At 74.4% G+C, this 16,586-nt stretch carries 16 protein-coding genes; 5 read left to right on the top strand and 11 right to left on the bottom strand.

What is annotated here, in order from left to right; genetic code table 11:
- The coding region (locus AC1DQC_RS17025; protein ID WP_477052419.1) for a GNAT family N-acetyltransferase at positions 1–354 on the top strand (354 nt) is incomplete at its 5' end.
- Here the strand turns inward: AC1DQC_RS17025 and rsmD are convergent.
- From rsmD to AC1DQC_RS17000, 5 genes are read right to left on the bottom strand one after another with little or no spacing between them, the layout of a single operon-like run.
- A complete protein-coding gene (gene rsmD, locus AC1DQC_RS17020) occupies positions 320–880 on the bottom strand; it encodes a 16S rRNA (guanine(966)-N(2))-methyltransferase RsmD (protein WP_477052418.1) in 561 nt (186 codons plus the stop codon). The two genes, AC1DQC_RS17025 and rsmD, sit on opposite strands and share 35 nt — an antisense overlap.
- On the bottom strand, positions 877–2,496 hold the full coding sequence (locus tag AC1DQC_RS17015; protein ID WP_477052417.1) for a DUF6297 family protein: 1,620 nt from the start codon (positions 2,494–2,496) through the stop codon (positions 877–879). Before AC1DQC_RS17015 ends, rsmD begins: the two co-directional genes overlap by 4 nt.
- Positions 2,493–3,182 (bottom strand): ABC transporter ATP-binding protein, encoded by a 690-nt coding sequence (locus tag AC1DQC_RS17010; protein WP_477052416.1) that lies wholly within the window; start codon positions 3,180–3,182, stop codon positions 2,493–2,495. The genes AC1DQC_RS17015 and AC1DQC_RS17010 overlap by 4 nt, the downstream gene beginning before the upstream one ends.
- A 50-nt stretch (positions 3,183–3,232) precedes the next feature.
- A complete protein-coding gene (locus tag AC1DQC_RS17005; RefSeq protein WP_477052415.1) occupies positions 3,233–5,482 on the bottom strand; it encodes an ATP-dependent DNA helicase RecG in 2,250 nt (749 codons plus the stop codon).
- 50 nt (positions 5,483–5,532) lie between these two features.
- Positions 5,533–7,122 (bottom strand): DAK2 domain-containing protein, encoded by a 1,590-nt coding sequence (locus tag AC1DQC_RS17000; protein WP_477052414.1) that lies wholly within the window; start codon positions 7,120–7,122, stop codon positions 5,533–5,535.
- Between the two features lie 187 nt (positions 7,123–7,309).
- On the opposite strand from AC1DQC_RS17000, the gene rpmB reads away from it, so the two are divergent.
- Positions 7,310–7,501, top strand: a complete 192-nt coding sequence (gene rpmB / locus AC1DQC_RS16995) for a 50S ribosomal protein L28 (RefSeq protein WP_028050248.1) — start codon at positions 7,310–7,312, stop codon at positions 7,499–7,501.
- 84 nt (positions 7,502–7,585) lie between these two features.
- On the top strand, positions 7,586–8,110 hold the full coding sequence (locus AC1DQC_RS16990) for an N-acetyltransferase family protein (protein WP_477052413.1): 525 nt from the start codon (positions 7,586–7,588) through the stop codon (positions 8,108–8,110).
- A 3-nt stretch (positions 8,111–8,113) separates the two neighbouring features.
- On the opposite strand, the gene AC1DQC_RS16985 is transcribed toward AC1DQC_RS16990, so the two are convergent.
- Entirely contained in the window at positions 8,114–9,091 is a 978-nt protein-coding gene (locus tag AC1DQC_RS16985; RefSeq protein WP_477052412.1) for a thiamine-phosphate kinase, read from the bottom strand.
- 47 nt (positions 9,092–9,138) lie between these two features.
- Here AC1DQC_RS16985 and AC1DQC_RS16980 point away from each other — a divergent pair, with 47 nt between their 5' ends.
- Entirely contained in the window at positions 9,139–9,624 is a 486-nt protein-coding gene (locus tag AC1DQC_RS16980) for a DUF3515 family protein (RefSeq protein ID WP_477052411.1), read from the top strand.
- 1 nt (position 9,625) lies between these two features.
- Here AC1DQC_RS16980 and AC1DQC_RS16975 read toward each other — a convergent pair whose 3' ends face one another.
- Both AC1DQC_RS16975 and AC1DQC_RS16970 read right to left on the bottom strand, forming a co-directional pair.
- The gene (locus tag AC1DQC_RS16975) at positions 9,626–10,702 is read right to left on the bottom strand and encodes a fatty acid desaturase family protein (protein WP_477052410.1); all 1,077 of its coding nucleotides are present in this window, start codon (positions 10,700–10,702) and stop codon (positions 9,626–9,628) included.
- A 270-nt stretch (positions 10,703–10,972) separates the two neighbouring features.
- Positions 10,973–12,136 (bottom strand): D-alanine--D-alanine ligase family protein, encoded by a 1,164-nt coding sequence (locus AC1DQC_RS16970; RefSeq protein ID WP_477052409.1) that lies wholly within the window; start codon positions 12,134–12,136, stop codon positions 10,973–10,975.
- A 61-nt stretch (positions 12,137–12,197) separates the two neighbouring features.
- On the opposite strand from AC1DQC_RS16970, the gene AC1DQC_RS16965 reads away from it, so the two are divergent.
- The gene (locus tag AC1DQC_RS16965; protein WP_477052408.1) at positions 12,198–13,343 is read left to right on the top strand and encodes a trans-sulfuration enzyme family protein; all 1,146 of its coding nucleotides are present in this window, start codon (positions 12,198–12,200) and stop codon (positions 13,341–13,343) included.
- On the opposite strand, the gene AC1DQC_RS16960 is transcribed toward AC1DQC_RS16965, so the two are convergent.
- From AC1DQC_RS16960 to murA, 3 genes are read right to left on the bottom strand one after another with little or no spacing between them, the layout of a single operon-like run.
- Positions 13,340–14,392: an NAD(P)H-dependent glycerol-3-phosphate dehydrogenase gene (locus AC1DQC_RS16960; RefSeq protein WP_477052407.1), complete on the bottom strand. Its 1,053-nt coding sequence runs from the start codon at positions 14,390–14,392 to the stop codon at positions 13,340–13,342. The two genes, AC1DQC_RS16965 and AC1DQC_RS16960, sit on opposite strands and share 4 nt — an antisense overlap.
- The gene (locus tag AC1DQC_RS16955) at positions 14,389–15,153 is read right to left on the bottom strand and encodes a lysophospholipid acyltransferase family protein (protein WP_477052406.1); all 765 of its coding nucleotides are present in this window, start codon (positions 15,151–15,153) and stop codon (positions 14,389–14,391) included. Before AC1DQC_RS16955 ends, AC1DQC_RS16960 begins: the two co-directional genes overlap by 4 nt.
- A 40-nt stretch (positions 15,154–15,193) precedes the next feature.
- Positions 15,194–16,522 carry a UDP-N-acetylglucosamine 1-carboxyvinyltransferase gene (gene murA, locus AC1DQC_RS16950; RefSeq protein WP_477052405.1) on the bottom strand — a complete coding sequence of 443 codons (1,329 nt, stop codon included), beginning with the start codon at positions 16,520–16,522 and terminating at the stop codon, positions 15,194–15,196.
- Positions 16,523–16,586: the final 64 nt, after the last annotated feature.

Raw genomic sequence — 16,586 nt, 5'->3', positions numbered from 1 at the left:
GCGCCGGAGTCGCTGCCCACGCCCGCGGATGCGCTCGCCGCGCTGGTCGGCCCCGACCGGGCCGCGCAGGTCCTCGCGGCGCTGGCGTCCGCGGCACGGCTCGCGCCCGTCGCCCCGAGCCCGTACCTCAACTTCCTCGGGGTCGAGCCGGCCTGGCAGGGTCGTTCCGTCGGGCGTCGGCTCGTCGAGGCCGGCATCGCTGCGGCCGGCGACGCCGGGACGTACCTCGCGACCACCGACCCGCGGAACCTGCCGTTCTACGAGCGGCTCGGCTACGGTCCGGTCGGGACGGTCCGGCTGGCCGGCGACGGCCCGCTGCTCACGGTGCTGCAGCGAGCTCCGCGAACCACATGACCGTCTCGCCGTACGCGCGCCGGTCGAAGCGCTCGAGCGGCGCGGCCCACGTGGGCTCCGGCGTGCGCGACGAGCGCTCGACCACCACGACGGCCTGGGGGGACAGCGCCCGCGCCACGCCGGCGAGGACGCCCCCGAGGTCCTCCTCCGCCAGGTCGTACGGAGGGTCGACGAGCACGAGGTCCCACGGCGCCGGCGGCACCCGCTGAGCGAAGCGCTCCGCCTTGTCGGCGACGACCGTCACGCGGTCGGCCAGGGCCAGCGCGGCCACGTTGCGGCGGCACACCTCGACGGCGTCCCGGGCGGCGTCCACGAGCGTCACGTGCTCCGCGCCGCGGCTGGCCGCCTCGATCCCGAGCGCACCGGACCCGGCGTACAGGTCGAGCACGCGGGCGCCGTCGACGACGTCGAGGTGCTCGAGCCGGGAGAACAGCGCCTCGCGGACGCGCTCGCTGGTGGGTCGGGTGCCCGCTCGCGGCACCGCGAGCGTGCGGCCACCGACGGTGCCGGCGACGATGCGGGTCACTTGCGGACTCCGGCCCGCTCCTGCATCTGGTCCTGGGACTCCATGAGGCGGTCCATCAGCGACCCGGTGCGGATCGACGACGCGATCGCCACCGCGATGACCGACAGGATGACCTGCACGTACAGCAGGATCGGGTTGACGGTGCGCAGCAGGACGGCGATCCAGACCGGCAGCAGGCCGAGGACGACCAGGTCCGGGCCGCGCGCGAGGACGGTTGCCACGCCGGTGGGCAGCGCGCCCATGGGCGTCGAGACGAGCGCACCGCCCCAGTCGGGCGCCGGGCGGTACGAGGCGCGCACCGCCGCCGCAGCCCACACCGGGGTCGACGCGAGCCCGAGCGCGATCCAGCCCGGCACGTCGGAGGCCCACCGGCCGACCGCGGCGAAGGCGACGAGCGACCAGAGGGCCATGGCCGCGGCCGGCACGACCATCCGCAGCCGCCGCACCGTCTTGGCCTCGATCGGCAGCAGGCGGTCGAGGATCGGCGCCATCTCGGCGCGTCGCGCACCCTCGCCGGTCGCGCTCATGGCGACGTAGCCGGCCACCAGCAGGCCGAGGAGCACGCCGAACGGGCTCGCCAGCTCCGGCACCGTGCTGACGAGCACGGGCACCAGCGCCGCGACGCCCAGCTGGACCACGTGCCGGGCCGATCGGCGCAGGACGGCGAGGTCGGCGGTGATCAGCGCGGACGCGGGCCCGCGCGCGGTGCTCAGCGGCGAGAGCCAGCGCCGGACAGGGGGCGCGGCGCCGTCGGTCAGGGCGCGGCCGAGCTCGCGCGAGTCCATCGACACCACGGCGCCGACGGCCTGCGTCGCGACGGAGCCGCTCTCGCGCAGGGTCCGCTCGGGCATGCGGCCGAGCCGGTGGTCGACGAGGAACGCGAGCCCGACGACGACGACGGCCAGGAACGCGAGCAGCCACCACGGCGGGCCGGGCACGGCGTCGACCGACCAGCCGGCCAGCGACAGCGCGACCGCGGCGACCGGGGCCAAGAACAGCAGCACGTCGCCGACCAGCGCGATCGAGCGCCGCGACACGCTCGCCGACTGCCCGACCGCCGCGAGCAGCACGATCCCCGCGGCCACGACCGCGGCGGTGCCGGCGACCCGCACCACGCGGTGCCCGGCGTCGGCCAGCAGCCCGGCGTCGAGGAGCGCGACGACGACGGCACCGACGAAGCCGGCGAGCAGCGGGAGGCGCCGCGCCGCGGGGCGCAGGAGGCCACGCCGGTCGACGGGCAGCCCCAGCCACCAGGCGGCCTCGGCGCCGCCCGACCCGACCGGACCCAACCGACCGGCGAGGGACAGCAGCACCCCGGCGAGCGCCACGAGGATCACGACGACCAGCGTGGCCAGGCTCAGCGAGACCGGCGCCTCGACGTCCGGCGCGGGCGGCAGCGCGACGCGCATGGCCTGGGCGGCGCCGAGCGCGATGCCGATGCTGATCGCGATGCTGATGACGGCGTAGTACACGCTCGAGAGCAGCGAGCCGATGCTCGCGCCGCCGCGCGCGTTGGCCGCCTGCGAGGTGAACCGGCGGATGCTCTTCGCCGACGGGATCGCACCGACCTCGAACGGCTGGACGGCGGGCTCGTCGTCGTGCGGGACCTCGGTCACGGGTTCTCCCGCGAGATGAGGTCGGCGGCCTGGTCCGTGGGCAGCAGGCGGGTGACGTCGTCGGCCACGTGCACCGCCCGGTCCGCGACCGCGCGCAGCAGGTCCGGGTCGTGCGTGGCCAGCAGCACGGCCCCGCCCGCCTTCTTCTCGGCGACGATCCGGTCCGCCAGCCGGTCGCGCATGGCCCGGTCGAGGCGCTGCTCCGGCTCGTCGAGCACCAGCAGCGAGCGCGGCCGCACGAAGCCGGCGGCGAGGAGCAGGCGGCGCCGCTGACCGGACGACAGGGCGACGGGCAGGGAGCGCGCGTGGTCGGTGAGCCCGAACTCGTCGAGCAGCCCGGCGACCACCTCCTGCGCACCGTGCACGCCGTGCCCACGGGCCGTCAGGTAGAGGTGCTCGGAGACGGTGAGCGCCGGGAAGTAGGCGTCGTCGTCGAGCACGCTGGCCACCTTCGTGCGGAAGGCGACCTCGCGCTCGTCCACGGGGGCGCCGAACACCTGCAGCGTCCCGCCCGACGGCTCCAGCAGCCCGATGACCGCGCGGAGCACGGTCGACTTCCCCGACCCGTTGGCGCCGACGAGGGCGATCACCTTGCCCGGCGCCAGCGTGAACGTCACGGGTGCGCACACGGGCGCTCCGCCGTAACCGACGAGCAGGTCCTTGGCGCTGATCACGGGCTTCGACACGTGCGTCAGGGTATCGGCGCCGGATGAGTGCTGCGGCACGCGGGGCCGCGTCAGCTCTGCCCGAGGAACTCCTCGCGCCCGTCGGCCAGCTGCGTCGCGATCGCGGCCTGCAGCGCGGGCCACGCGGCCAGCTCTGGATCGGCCTCGACCAGCGCCCGAGCGTCGTCGCGGGCCCGGTCGATGACCGCGCCGTCGCTGACGATCCGCAGGAACCTCAACGTGCCGCGCCGCCCCGACTGCGCGGACCCGAGCACGTCGCCCTCGCGGCGCAGCTCGAGGTCGACGCGCGCGAGCTCGAAGCCGTCGGTCGTCTCCGCGAGCGCGCCCAGCCGCCGGGCCGCGACGGTGCCCTCCGGCGCGTCCGCCACGAGCAGGCACAGCCCCGGCGCGCTCCCCCGGCCCACGCGCCCGCGCAGCTGGTGCAGCTGCGACAGCCCGAAGACGTGGGCGTCGAGGATGACCATGACGGTCGCGGCCGGTACGTCCACGCCGACCTCGATCACGGTGGTCGAGACGAGCACCGGGGTGCGTCCCGAGGCGAAGTCGGCGATCGCCCGGTCCTTCTCCTCGCTGGTCATCCGCCCGTGCAGGAGACCGACGGCCGCGCCGCCGAGCCGCGGGTCCGCACGCAGGGTCTCGGCCACCTCGAGCACGGCCCGCAGCGGCTTCTTGGGGGCGCGCTGCGCGGCGGCCTGCGCCTCGCCGACGGTGGCCGGCTCGTCGGCGACCAGGTCCACGCCGTCGTCGGCGTCCCCCGATCCTTCGGCGTCCTCGTCGATCCGCGCGCACACCACGAACGCCCGACCGCCCTTCTCGACCTCCTCGCGCACGCGGCTCCACGTCCGGTCCATCCACACGCGGTTGTCGGCGGGAACGACGTGGGTGGTGATCCCGCTGCGCCCCGCGGGCACGTGCCGGAGCTCGGAGGTCTCGAGCTCGCCGAACACCGTCATGGCGACCGTCCGCGGGATCGGCGTCGCCGTGGTCACCAGCAGGTGGGGCGCGTTCGCGGCCTTCGCCTGCAGCCGCCCCCGCTGCTCGACGCCGAACTTGTGCTGCTCGTCGATGACGACGAGGCCGAGGTCGGCGAACTGCACCGGGTCGGAGAGCAGCGCGTGGGTGCCGACGACGATCCCCGCCTGGCCGCTCGCCGCCTCCAGCAGGTTGGTGCGCCGCTCCGCCGCCGTCTGCGCGCCCGTGATGACCGCGACCCGCGTGCCGATCTCGGAGCCACCCAGCAGACCGCCCTCGGCCAGGTCGCCCAGCATCGCGCGCAGGGTCCGCACGTGCTGCGCGGCGAGCACCGAGGTGGGGGCGAGCAACGCCGCCTGCCCGCCGGCGTCGACCACCTGGAGCATCGCCCGCAGCGCGACGACCGTCTTGCCCGACCCGACCTCGCCCTGCAGCAGCCGCTGCATCGGGTGCGGCCGGGCGAGGTCGGCGGCGATCTGCTCCCCCGCGGCCACCTGTCCCTCGGTCAGCGTGAAGGGCAGCCGCGCGTCGAAGGCGTCGAGCAGCCCTCCCGCGCGCGCCGGCCGGGCGGTCGACTCCTCCCGCTGCGCGTGCGCGCGTCGGCGGGCCAGCTCCGCCTGCAGCACGAACGCCTCCTCGTACCGCAGCCGCGCCTGCCCCTTGCGCCAGTCCTCCTCGGTCTGCGGCACGTGCACCCCGCGCAGCGCCGACCACCGCGACGCCAGGTGCCGCTCCGCGCGCACCAGGTCCGGCACGGGGTCGGGCACGTCCTGCTCGGTCAGCGGGTCGAAGGCCTTGCGCACCGCCTTGCGGATCTTCTCCGACTCCAGGCCGGCGGTCGCCGGGTAGATCGGGATCGGCCACTCGGCCTCCTCGAGCGCGACCTCCTCGTCCACCTCGAGCCCGAAGATCGCGTAGACGGGGTTGGCCAGCTGCAGCCGCCCGTTGAACACGTTGATCTGCCCCGAGAACAGCCCGAGGCTGCCCGGCACCAGCCGCTTGAGGTGGTACTCCGCCGCCCCCCGGTGCGGCATGAAGATCACCAGGTCGAGCGTGCGGGTGCCGTCGGTGACCTTCGCCTCGACCCGCGGCTTGCCCGTCTTCATCGCGGTCTTGATCTCCGCGCCGCGCACGCGCGCGACCAGCGACACGTTGGCCCCGACCGCGAGGCTCGCGATGTCGGTGACCTCGCGCGAGTCCGCGTACCGCCAGGGGTAGTAGGACAGCAGGTCGCCCACGGTCTCCAGGCCGAGCCCCGCGAACTTCTTCTGGTCGGCCTCCGTCGCGGCCGTGAACCGCCGGTCCAGCGGCTCCACGACGGTGGGCACGCTGTCCGGGTACGTGAGCCGGTCGGCAGGGGGTCTGCGCGTCGCCACGGTCAGTCCAGCCCGATCACGAGCGCGGGGCCGTGCCCGGTCGGGCCGACGACCGTCGGCTCGACGCCCGGGTGCCGCGTCGCCAGGTGCGCGAGGATCCCGTCGACGAGGCCGTCGTCGGGCTCGTCGCGCAGCAGGACCGTCAGGCTCTCGGCCGGCGCGTCGCGACGCACCGCCACGAGCGCATCGGTCGCGTCGCGCGCCGACTGCACGGAACCGACCTCGACCTCGACCGCGTCGAGCCGGGCCAGCGCCGCCTCGGCCGCCGCCCGCCCCTCTGCCGTCGAGCCCGCGCCCGCGAGCGCCAGGGCACCCACCACGAGGCGGAGCTCGTCGCGGGCGTCGAGCACGTCGACGAGCACCCCGGGCACTGCGAACTCGCTCGCGGTGCCGATCGCGCCGGGCAGGAGCACCACGTGCGCGGCGCCCGAGTCCACGACCGCCCGCTCGAGGTGCACGGGCCGCACCGGCGCCTCGGGACACTGCACCACGGTCACCGCGCCCGTGGCGGCGTACCAGGACGCAAGCTCCGGCGCCGACGTGCACACGACGACGCCCCACCGCTGCGGTCCCCCGTCGATCGCCGACCCGCCCGCGTGCGCGCCCGACAGCAGCCGCACGAGCACCTGCTCGCGACGACCGAGGGCGGCGCCCGCGATCGCCGCCGCCGGGTCGTCGGTGTGGACGTGCACGTGCCACCAGCCGTCCCCGCCGACGACGGCCACGGAGTCCCCGACCGCGCCCATCCTGCGCCGCAGCTCGGCGCCGGTGTCGACCACGGGCTGCTCGTCGCTCACCAGCAGCATGACCTCGAAGGCGCCGCCCGACGCCTCCGTCGACCCGTGGTGGGCCGCCGCCGCCGGCAGCCAGTCGAGGGGCACGGCCACAGGGCGCTCGTCGGCGGCCGCCCGGGCCAGCGCGTCGAGCACGACGAGCAGGGCGCACGCGCCGGCGTCGAGCACGTGGGCCGCGCGCAGGACCGGGTGGACGGCACTGATCCGCCCGAGCGCGCGCAGACCCTCCGCCACCGCCTCGGCCGCCATGGTCGGCAGGTCCGCACCCGCGTCGGCGGCCGTCACGGCGGCGCCGGCGACCACGTCGGCGAGGGTGAGGACGGTGCCCTCCTGCGGCTCGACGGTGGCCTCCCGGGCGGCCCGGGCCGCGACCGTCAGGCACCGGGCCACGTCGCGCGCGCCGGCGTCGGACGGCAGCGCGCGGGCGAAGCCGGTCAGGTACTGGCTCACGATGACGCCCGAGTTGCCGCGGGCGGACAGCAGGGCCCCCCGCGCGAAGGCGCGCGCCACCTCGGGTGCGCCCGCGTCCGGCCCGACCAGGGACATGGCCTCGGTTCCGCCCGTGACGGTGAGCAGGACGTTCGTGCCGGTGTCGGAGTCCGCGACGGGGAACACGTTCACCGCGTCGATCCGGTCCCGGGCGGCGTCCAGCGCGGAGCATGCCGCGGCGGCCCACGCACGCACCGCCCCCGCGTCGAGCAGCTCCACCGCACCTCCGTCGTCCCCGGCCACCTCGGACAGCTCGCACAGACCGGCACTGCCGCCTGCCTGCGGCTGCGCAGCACCACCCTGCCTCATCGCACCCACATTTGGGCCGTCGTGCCCGATGGGCTAGTCTTGACCGGTTGCCCGGCCATGCTGGGCGCTGGTGGTGCCCCGTAGCGGCCCCCGAATCCTCCCCCGGAGTCGGCGTCGCTGGTGCGCTCCGACACATACTTCGCCGCACACGCGGCAGATGATCCGTACAGAGCAACAGGAGAAGACCGTGGCTGCCAACTGCGACGTCTGCGCCAAGGGCCCGAGCTTCGGGCACAGCATTTCGCACTCGCACGTGCGCACCAAGCGTCGCTGGAACCCGAACATCCAGCGCGTGCGTGCCGTCGTGGCGGGGACGCCCAAGCGTCTCAACGTGTGCACGTCGTGCCTCAAGGCCGGCAAGGTGCAGCGCGCGATCTGACGTACCCAGCATCATCCGAAGGGCCATGAGGTTGTCACTTCATGGCCCTTCGTCATGTCCGGATCCTGTGGCATGGTGACCTCCATGGTCGAGCAGCTGGACGAGGTGACGATCCGGGTCGCCACCGAGGGGGACGCAGCAGGCATCGCCCGGGTGCACGTGCGCTCGTGGCAGGAGGCGTACGCGGGCATCGTGCCCGACGCGTACCTGTCCTCCCTGGACCCGGACGAACGCACCGCCCAGTGGCGTCGCTACCTGCGCGAGGGGCCCACGGAGGAGATCCTCACGTGGGTCGCCGCCGTGCCGGACCGGCTGGTCGGCTTCGTCACCGTCGGGCCCAGCCGCGACGAGGACGCGCGGCGCGGCGACCGGGAGATCTTCTCCATCTACCTCGACCCCGGCACGTGGGGGCACGGCGTGGCCCGTGACCTGATGCGGACGGTCATCAGCGAGGTCGGCGACAAGACGACGATCACGCTCTGGGTCCTCGCGGACAACGAGCGCGCGCGGCACTTCTACCGGCGGCACGGCTTCCAGGCCGACGGCGTGGAGCGGTACGACGACATCGGCGGCGAGAGCCTCCTCGAGGTCCGCTACCGCCGAGGCTGAGCCTCACCCGCCGAAGTGGTCCCACCCGGACCGCGCCGGTGCCGGCACCCCGTCGACGCGGACGGCCGGGCTCCCCTCCGTCACACGCCCGACGGGCCGGAACCCGTCGGGAAGCACCGTGCCGGCCGGGAAGGTCGCCAGGAGCCCGTGGTCCTCGCCACCGTCGAGCACCCAGCGTTCCGCGACCGCGCCGAGCCGCGCCGCCGCGTCGCCGAGCCGTCCCAGGTCGCGCGCGAACGCCGCCACCTCGAGGTCGATCGCCACGCCGCTCGCGCGCGCCAGCCGACCGGCGTCGCGCAGCAGCCCGTCGGACACGTCGAGCATCGCGGTGGCGCCGGCGGCCGACGCGGCGGGTCCGGCGGACAGAGGCGACCGCGGACGCAGGTACGCGGCCAGCAGCTGCGCGTCCGGGTCGGCGGCGCCCGACTCCAGCAGCGCGAGCCCCGCAGCCGACCAGCCCGCGACACCGGCGTGCGCGACGACGTCGCCGGGCCGGGCGCCCGACCGGAGCACGGGTGCACGGCCGCCCAGGTCGCCGTGCGCGGTGACGGCGACCACCACCACCGGTCCCCCGGAGAGGTCACCGCCGACCACGCCGACCCCGTGCGGGGCGCACTCCGCGGCCAGCCCGCGGGCCAGGCCCTCCACCCAGGACGCGGGCAGGTCCGACGGGACCACGAGGGCGACCACCAGGCTCGTGGGACGGGCACCCATCGCGGCGACGTCAGCGAGGTTCTGCACGGCCGCACGGCGGCCGACGTCCTCGCCCGAGGACCACGACCGCCGGAAGTGCCGGTCCTCGACCAGCACGTCGGTGGTGACCACGAACCGCCCGTCGGGTGCGGCGACGACGGCGGCGTCGTCGCCGGGCGCCAGCAGCGTGTCGGCGCCCACGGGCAGGAGGGGGAAGATGCGGGCGAGCAGCTCCTCCTCCGTCAGCTCCGAGACGAGCGGGTCATGGTTGGGGGTGTCGCCGGTCACCCGGACACGGTAGAGGTTCGGCGCCCCGGTCGGGTTACCGTGGCCGGGTGCCCCAGCAGCCCACGTCCCGACGTCTGCGGGCGGCGGCCTCGGCCGGCGGTGTCGTCCTCCTCGCCGGGTGCGCGAGCGCGGTCCCGGCGCAGGTCGCCCCGCATGCCACGGACCCGGTCTGCGCGTCCGTCGTGCTCGCCGCGCCGGACACCCTCGGCGCGGGCCTCCCCCAGCGCGACACCACCGCGCAGGCCACGACGGCGTGGGGCGACCCCGCGGCGCCGATCGTCCTGCGCTGCGGCGTCGAGCCGCTGGGGCCGACGACCGACCACTGCCAGACCGTCGAGACGCCGGGCGGCCCGAGCATCGACTGGGTCGTCGTCGAGGGCGAGGCCGGCGACTGGACGTTCACCACGTACGGCCGCGAGCCAGCCGTGGAGCTGCACGTGCCGGAGGCGGTCGCCACGGAGCGGTCGACGTCGTTCGTCGACCAGCTGGGACCCGCCGTCGCCCTGACCGAGCAGGTCCGGTCCTGCCTGTAGGTCAGCGCCCGTACTGCGCGGCCACCGGGCAGTCGAAGGCCGCGCGGTCCGCGAGACCGACCCGGTTGAGGTAGTCGACGACGATCTTGTACGACCGAAAGAAGCCGACCTCGGTGTACGTGACGCCCTTCTGCTCGCAGTAGTCGCGCACCACCGGCTGCACGTGCCGGAGGTTGGGCCGCGGCATGCTCGGGAAGAGGTGGTGCTCGACCTGGTAGTTGAGGCCGCCCATCATGAAGTCGACGGCCACGCCCCCCTTGATGTTGCGGGACGTCAGCACCTGCCGCCGCAGGAAGTCGACCTTGAGACCCGCGGGGATGATCGGCATGCCCTTGTGGTTCGGCGCGAACGAACCGCCGAGCAGGATGCCGAAGAGGGCCATCTGCACCCCGATGAACGCGAAGGCCTTGCTGGGCGGGAGCAGCCAGAACAGCAGGCCCACGTACACCGCCAGCCGCGTGATCACGATGGGCGCCTCGACCCAGCGGTGGGGCACGGCGCCCTTGGTCACCAGCAGGCGGACGCTCGACACGTGCAGGCTCAGGCCCTCGAGCGTGAGCAGCGGGAAGAAGAACCAGCCCTGGTGCCGGCCGAACCACGCGCGCCAGCCGCTGCGGGCCTCGAGCGCGTCCTGCGTCCACACGACCACGCCGGGGGCGATGTCGGGGTCCTCGCCCACCTGGTTCGGCTTGCCGTGGTGCCGGTTGTGCTTGTTGCGCCACCAGGTGTGGCTGAGGCCGACGAACCCGCCGGCCAGGATCCGGGACGTCCAGTCGTTCCACGACCCCGAGTTGAAGATCTGCCGGTGCGCGCTGTCGTGCCCGAGGAACGCGATCTGCGTCAGCACCACGGCGAACCCCGCGGCGACGGCCAGCTGCCACCACGAGTTGCCGACGAGCACGACGGCGACCCAGATCGACGCGAAGGCCAGCACGACGGCGACCAGGCGGGTCCAGTAGTAGACGTACCGGCGCCGCAGCAGCCCCGACTCGCGGACGTAGGCGGCGAGCGCCGAGTAGTCCTGGGCGGTGGCCGTGCGGGCCGGAACAGGTGCCCCGGGCGACACGATGGCGCTCATGCCCTCGCCTCGCGGGTCGAACGTGCCTGCGAGACGACCATGACGTTCACCATCGATCTACGGAGCCGGCGTTGCTAGCCGGTCGTGCGGCGCGACCTCCGGTCGGAGGGTGCGGAGGGGCGCGACGCGTCCCGACGGTGATGGGGGACGTCCACCCCGGACGACGTCGTTGTCGCGTCGGGGTCCATCACGAGTGCCCCGAGGGTAACCTGCCGGGCTGCGTTTGGGCGTACGTCCACGCCAACGCCCGGCGTACATCCGGGACGAGCGTCAGCGCAGGCCGGTCGGCCGCGCGAGGGCGAGGCGCAGCAGCTCGTCGACGAGCTCGGCGTAGCCGACCCCCGACGCCTGCCACATCCGCGGGTACATCGAGTACGGCGTGAACCCCGGCATGGTGTTGATCTCGTTGACCACGACCTCGCCGTCGGGCGCGACGAACACGTCGACGCGGGCCAGGCCCTCGCAGCCGACGGCCTCGAACGTGCGGACGGCGACGTCCTGGACGGCCTCGACGACGCCCTCAGGCAGGTCCGCGGGGCAGGCGAGGGTCACGCCGGCCTCGTCGAGGTACTTGGCCTCGAAGTCGTAGAAGGCGTGGCGCGAGTCGGTGACCAGGATCTCCCCCGGCAGCGAGGCGCGCGCCCGCTCACCGTCGTGGCCGCCGAGCACGCCGCACTCGATCTCGCGGCCGACGAGGGCCGCCTCGACGATGACCTTCGGGTCGTGCTCCGCGGCGGCCCGGATCGCGGCGGGCAGGTCGGCGAGGTCCGTCACCCTCGAGATCCCGAGGCTGGACCCCGCGCGCGCGGGCTTGACGAACAGCGGCAGCCCCAGCTCCGCGACGCGCGCCGTCACGCCCTCGGCGTCGCGCTCCAGCTCGCCCGGCTGCACCACGCGGAACGGCCCGACGGGCAGCCCGTGGCCCGCGAGCACCAGCTTCATCATGTGCTTGTCCATGCCGACCGCGGAGGCGAGCACGCCGGCGCCGACGTACCGGACGTCCGCCAGCTCGAGCAGCCCCTGCAGCGTGCCGTCCTCCCCGAACGGGCCGTGCAGCAGGGGGAACACCACGTCGACCTCGCCCAGCACGCGCGGCAGCTGCCCGGCCTCGAGCACCTGCACGTCGCGGTCGTCGACAGCCTGCGGCAGCAGCACGTGCGCCGCCGTGTCCTCGACCTGCGGCAGCCTGCCGTCGACGATGGCCCAGCGGTCGGGGTCGTCGTCGGCCAGCACCCAGCGCCCGGCCGGGGTGATCCCCACCGCCAGGACGTCGTACCGGTCGCGGTCGATCGCGCGCAGCACGCCGCCGGCCGTCGCGCAGCTGATCCCGTGCTCGCCGGACCGGCCGCCGAACACGACCATCACCCGGGGGCGTCGGCCGGGACCGTCGGTCTGCGCAGGGATCTGGTCGTGAGGCTGTGCGGTGGCGTCCATCGCGCCCGACCCTACCTGTCGACGACAGCGTCCCGAGCACCGTGCCGGGTAACCTGCCGCAGTGACCTCGCAGCGTTCCGACGACCTCTCCCCGACGACCGTCGTCGTGACCGGCGGCCGGCCCGAGCGGACGCAGGGTGCACCGGTGAACCCGCCGCTCGTGCTCTCCTCGACGTTCGTCTCGCGCGGCGTGCCCGGCGACGGCGAGCCGCTGTACGGCCGGATCGACGCCGACACGTGGCACCCGTTCGAGCAGACGCTCGGCGCGCTGGAGGGCTCGGCCCACCCGGCGCTCGTGTTCAGCTCCGGCATGGCCGCGATCGCGGCCGCGTTCTCCCTCATCCCGCCGGGGGGCCGGCTCGTGCTGCCCCGCCACTCCTACCAGGTCACGCTCGGCTACGCCGAGGACCTGAAGGAGCGGTTCGGGGTCGACGTCGAGCTCGTCGACATCGACGACACGGACGCCGTGCTCGCGGCGCTGCGCACGCCCACGTCGATGCTCTGGGTCGAGACGCCGACCAACCCGATGCTCGAGGTCGCCGACCTCCCGGCGCTGGTCGAGGCCGCGCACGCCGAGGGCGCCCTGGTGGGCGTCGACAACACCTTCGCGACGCCGCTGGTCCAGCGCCCGTTCGAGCACGGCGCGGACATCGTCGTGCACTCGGTGACCAAGTACCTGGCGGGGCACACGGACGTCGTGCTGGGCGCCGCTCTGGCCGACGACGACGCCCTGCACGCCCGCCTGCACGCATACCGGACGCTGCACGGCTCGATCGCGGGCCCGTTCGAGGTGTGGCTCGCGCTGCGCGGGCTGCGCACGCTGGCGCTGCGGGTCGAGCGCGCCCAGGCCAACGCCGCGGAGCTCGCCCGCCGGCTGAGCACCCACCCCGCCGTCGCCGAGGTCCGGCACCCGAGCCTGCCGACGGATGCGGGCCACGAGCGGGCGGCGCGGCTCATGGACGGATTCGGCGCGATCATCGGGCTGCGCCCGGTCGGGGGTGCGGCCGGCGCCGACGCGGTCGTCGCGGCCCTGCAGCTCTGGGTGCCGGCGACGAGCCTGGGCGGGGTCGAGTCGACGATGGAGCGCCGGCGACGGTTCGCCACCGAGTCCGCGACGGTCCCGGAGGACCTGCTGCGGCTGTCCGTCGGCATCGAGGACGTCGAGGACCTCTGGACCGACCTCGACAAGGCCCTGCGCTCGCTCTAGGCCCCTTCGGCCTTGTGCGGCCTGGCCAGCAGCAGCGACGCCAGCTGGTCGACCGGCAGCCCCTCGTGCAGCACCCGCACCACGGCGGACGTGATCGGCATCTCGACCCCGAGGGACGTCGCCAGCTCGAGGACCGACCGGCTCGACTTCACGCCCTCGGCGGTGCCCCCGGTGGCGGCAATCGCTTCGTCGAGGGTCATGCCGCGGCCGATGTGGCCGCCGAGCGTGTGGTTGCGCGAGTCGGGCGACGCGCACGTCGCCATGAGGTCACCGAGGCCGGCGAGACCGGGGAACGTGTCCGCGTCCGCCCCGAGCGCCAGGCCCAGCCGCGTGATCTCCACCAGGCCGCGGGTGATGACCGTGGCCATCGTGTTGTAGCCCAGCCCGCGCCCCTGCGAGATCCCGACGGCCAGCGCGATGACGTTCTTCACGGCACCGCACAGCTCGACCCCGACCACGTCGTCGTTGGTGTACGGGCGGAAGTAGGCCGACGCGCACGCCCGGGCCACCAGCTGCGCGGTCGCCTCGTCCGTCGACGCGACGACGGTGGCGGTGGGCTGCCGGTGCGCGATCTCGAGCGCGAGGTTCGGGCCGGAGACCACGGCGACGCGGGACGCCGCGATGCCGAGCGACTCGGCGACGACCTCGCTCATCCGGCGGTCGGTCGAGAGCTCGACGCCCTTCATCAGGGAGACGGCGACGGCGTGCGGGGCGATGGCGTCGGCCAGCGGCGTCAGGGTGGCCCGGGCGCTCTGCGACGGGATCGCGACCGCGACGACGTCGGCGCCGGCGAGCGCGGCGCGCACGTCGCCGGTCGCCGTCACGCGGGCCGGCAGCACGACGCCCGGCAGGTAGCCGTCGTTGCGGTGCTCGTCGGCGATCTGCCGGCACACCGCCTCGTCGCGACCCCAGATCGTCACGTCGCACCCGGCGTCGGCCATCACGGCCGCGAACGTCGTGCCCCACGCCCCGGCGCCCAGCACCGCGGCACGCAGCCGGGGAGCTCCGGGGACCGCCGGCCGCTCCTCGGCCACCTGGTCCGCCGTCACGGCAGCTCGGGGTGGGTCGCGTGGTCGCCGCCGACCCTCTTCTCGCCCTGCGCGAGCGGCTTGCGCATGTCGTACCGGATCGTGGGCGGCTGCTCGCCGCGGATCTCCTCGAGGAGCCCGGTGATCGCCGCCATCACGCGCTCGGTGGCCTCGCGCAGCGTCTTGGTGTCCTGCGGGCGGCCGTACAGGTCGTCGAGGTACACCGGCGGGCCGGCCACGACGGTCACCAGCTTGCGCGGGAACGGCTTGAGCAGCTTGCCGTAGCGCGCCAGCAGGTTCTGCGCACCCCACTGCGCCACCGGGATCACGGGCGCCCGCGTGGTCAGCGCGAGGCGGGCGATCCCCGTCTTGCCGACCATCGGCCACAGGTCCGGGTCCCGCGTCAGCGTGCCCTCCGGGAAGACCGCGACCGCGTCACCCGCCTCGATGGCGGTGATGCCTGCAGCGAGCGAGTCGCCCGCCGACGTGGTGTTCCGGTAGACCGGGATCTGCCCCGTCGCGCGCAGCACGCCGCCGAGCACGGGGACCTTGAAGAGGGGCGCCTTGGCCAGGATCTTCGGCGCGAACCCGTTGTCCCACAGGAAGTGCGCGAACGTCAGCGGGTCGATGTTCGTCATGTGGTTGGAGGCGACGATGAACCCGCCCTCGGTGGGGAGGTTCTCGGTGCCGCTCCAGGCACGGCGGGTCATGGCGAGCATCGGGGGACGCACGATGCGCGCGACGTTGCGGTAGGCGCGGTTGGATCTGGCCGGCGGATGCACGGGAGCCGATGCTACCGGGCACCCGGAGGGGTCGATGCGCTCATGCCCTCGTCAGCTCGCGGCTGAACTCGGCACCCAGCGCCTCGAGCTTCTCGGTGAACCGCTCGTAGCCCCGGTCGATCAGGCTGATCCCGCGCACCGACGACGTGCCCTTCGCCGTCAGCGCGGCGATGAGGTGGCTGAACCCGCCCCGCAGGTCCGGCACCTCGATGTCCGCGGCGGACAGCGGCGTCGGGCCCGAGATGACGGCGGAGTGGAAGAAGTTGCGCTGCCCGAACCGGCACGGCCGACCCCCCAGGCACTCCTTGTAGACCTGGATCGTCGCGCCCATGCCCACCAGGGCGTCGGTGAACCCGAAGCGGTTCTCGTAGACCGTCTCGTGGACGATCGAGAGGCCCTTGGCCTGTGTCAGGGCCACGACGAGCGGCTGCTGCCAGTCCGTCATGAACCCCGGGTGCACGTCCGTCTCGAGCGTGATCGAGCGCAGGTCGCCGCCGGGGTGGAAGAACCGGATGCCCTCGTCGTCGATGGCGAACTCGCCGCCCACCTTGCGGAAGGTGTTGAGGAACGTCGTCATCTCGGGCTGCGTGGCGCCGCGCACGAAGATGTCCCCGCCCGTCGCCAGGGCGGCCGACGCCCACGACGCCGCCTCGATGCGGTCCGAGAGCGCGGTGTGCTGGTACCCGACCAGGCGGTCGACACCCTCGATCCGGATCACGCGGTCCGTGTCGACCGAGATGATCGCGCCCATCTTCTGCAGCACGTTGATGAGATCCATGATCTCGGGCTCGATGGCGGCGTTGGCCAGCTCCGTGATGCCCTCGGCGCGGACGGCGGTGAGCAGCAGCTGCTCGGTCGCCCCCACGCTGGGGTACGGCAGCGCGATCTTGGTGCCCTGCAGTCGCCGCGGCGCCCGGATGTGGATGCCGTTGTCGGTCTTGTCCACGACCGCGCCGAACTGCCGCAGGATGTCGAGGTGGTAGTTGATCGGCCGGTCGCCGATCCGGCACCCGCCCAGGTCCGGGATGAACGCCTCGCCCAGCCGGTGCAGCAAGGGGCCGCAGAACAGGATCGGGATGCGGCTCGAGCCGGCGTGGGTGTCGATGTCCGCCACGTGCGCCGACTCGACGTCCGTCGGGTCCAGGTGCAGCACGCCCGCCTCGGCGTCGGCGTCCACCTTGACGCCGTGCAGCTCGAGCAGGCCGGTCACCACGCCCACGTCGCGGATCTGAGGGACGTTGCGCAGCACGCTCGGCGTCTCGCCCAGCAGCGCCGCGACCATCGCCTTGGAGACGAAGTTCTTGGCACCGCGGACGGTGATCTCGCCCGACAAGGGGGTGCCACCGTTGACGTACAGCAGATCGCTCATCCAGCCATCGTCTCCCACGCGCGGGGATGGTCCCGACCGTCCGAGCGGCGGCGCGCCGAGGTCG

Source organism: Cellulomonas sp. P4_H12 (assembly GCF_056400905.1).
This window is presented reverse-complemented; position numbering and strand designations above follow the sequence as displayed.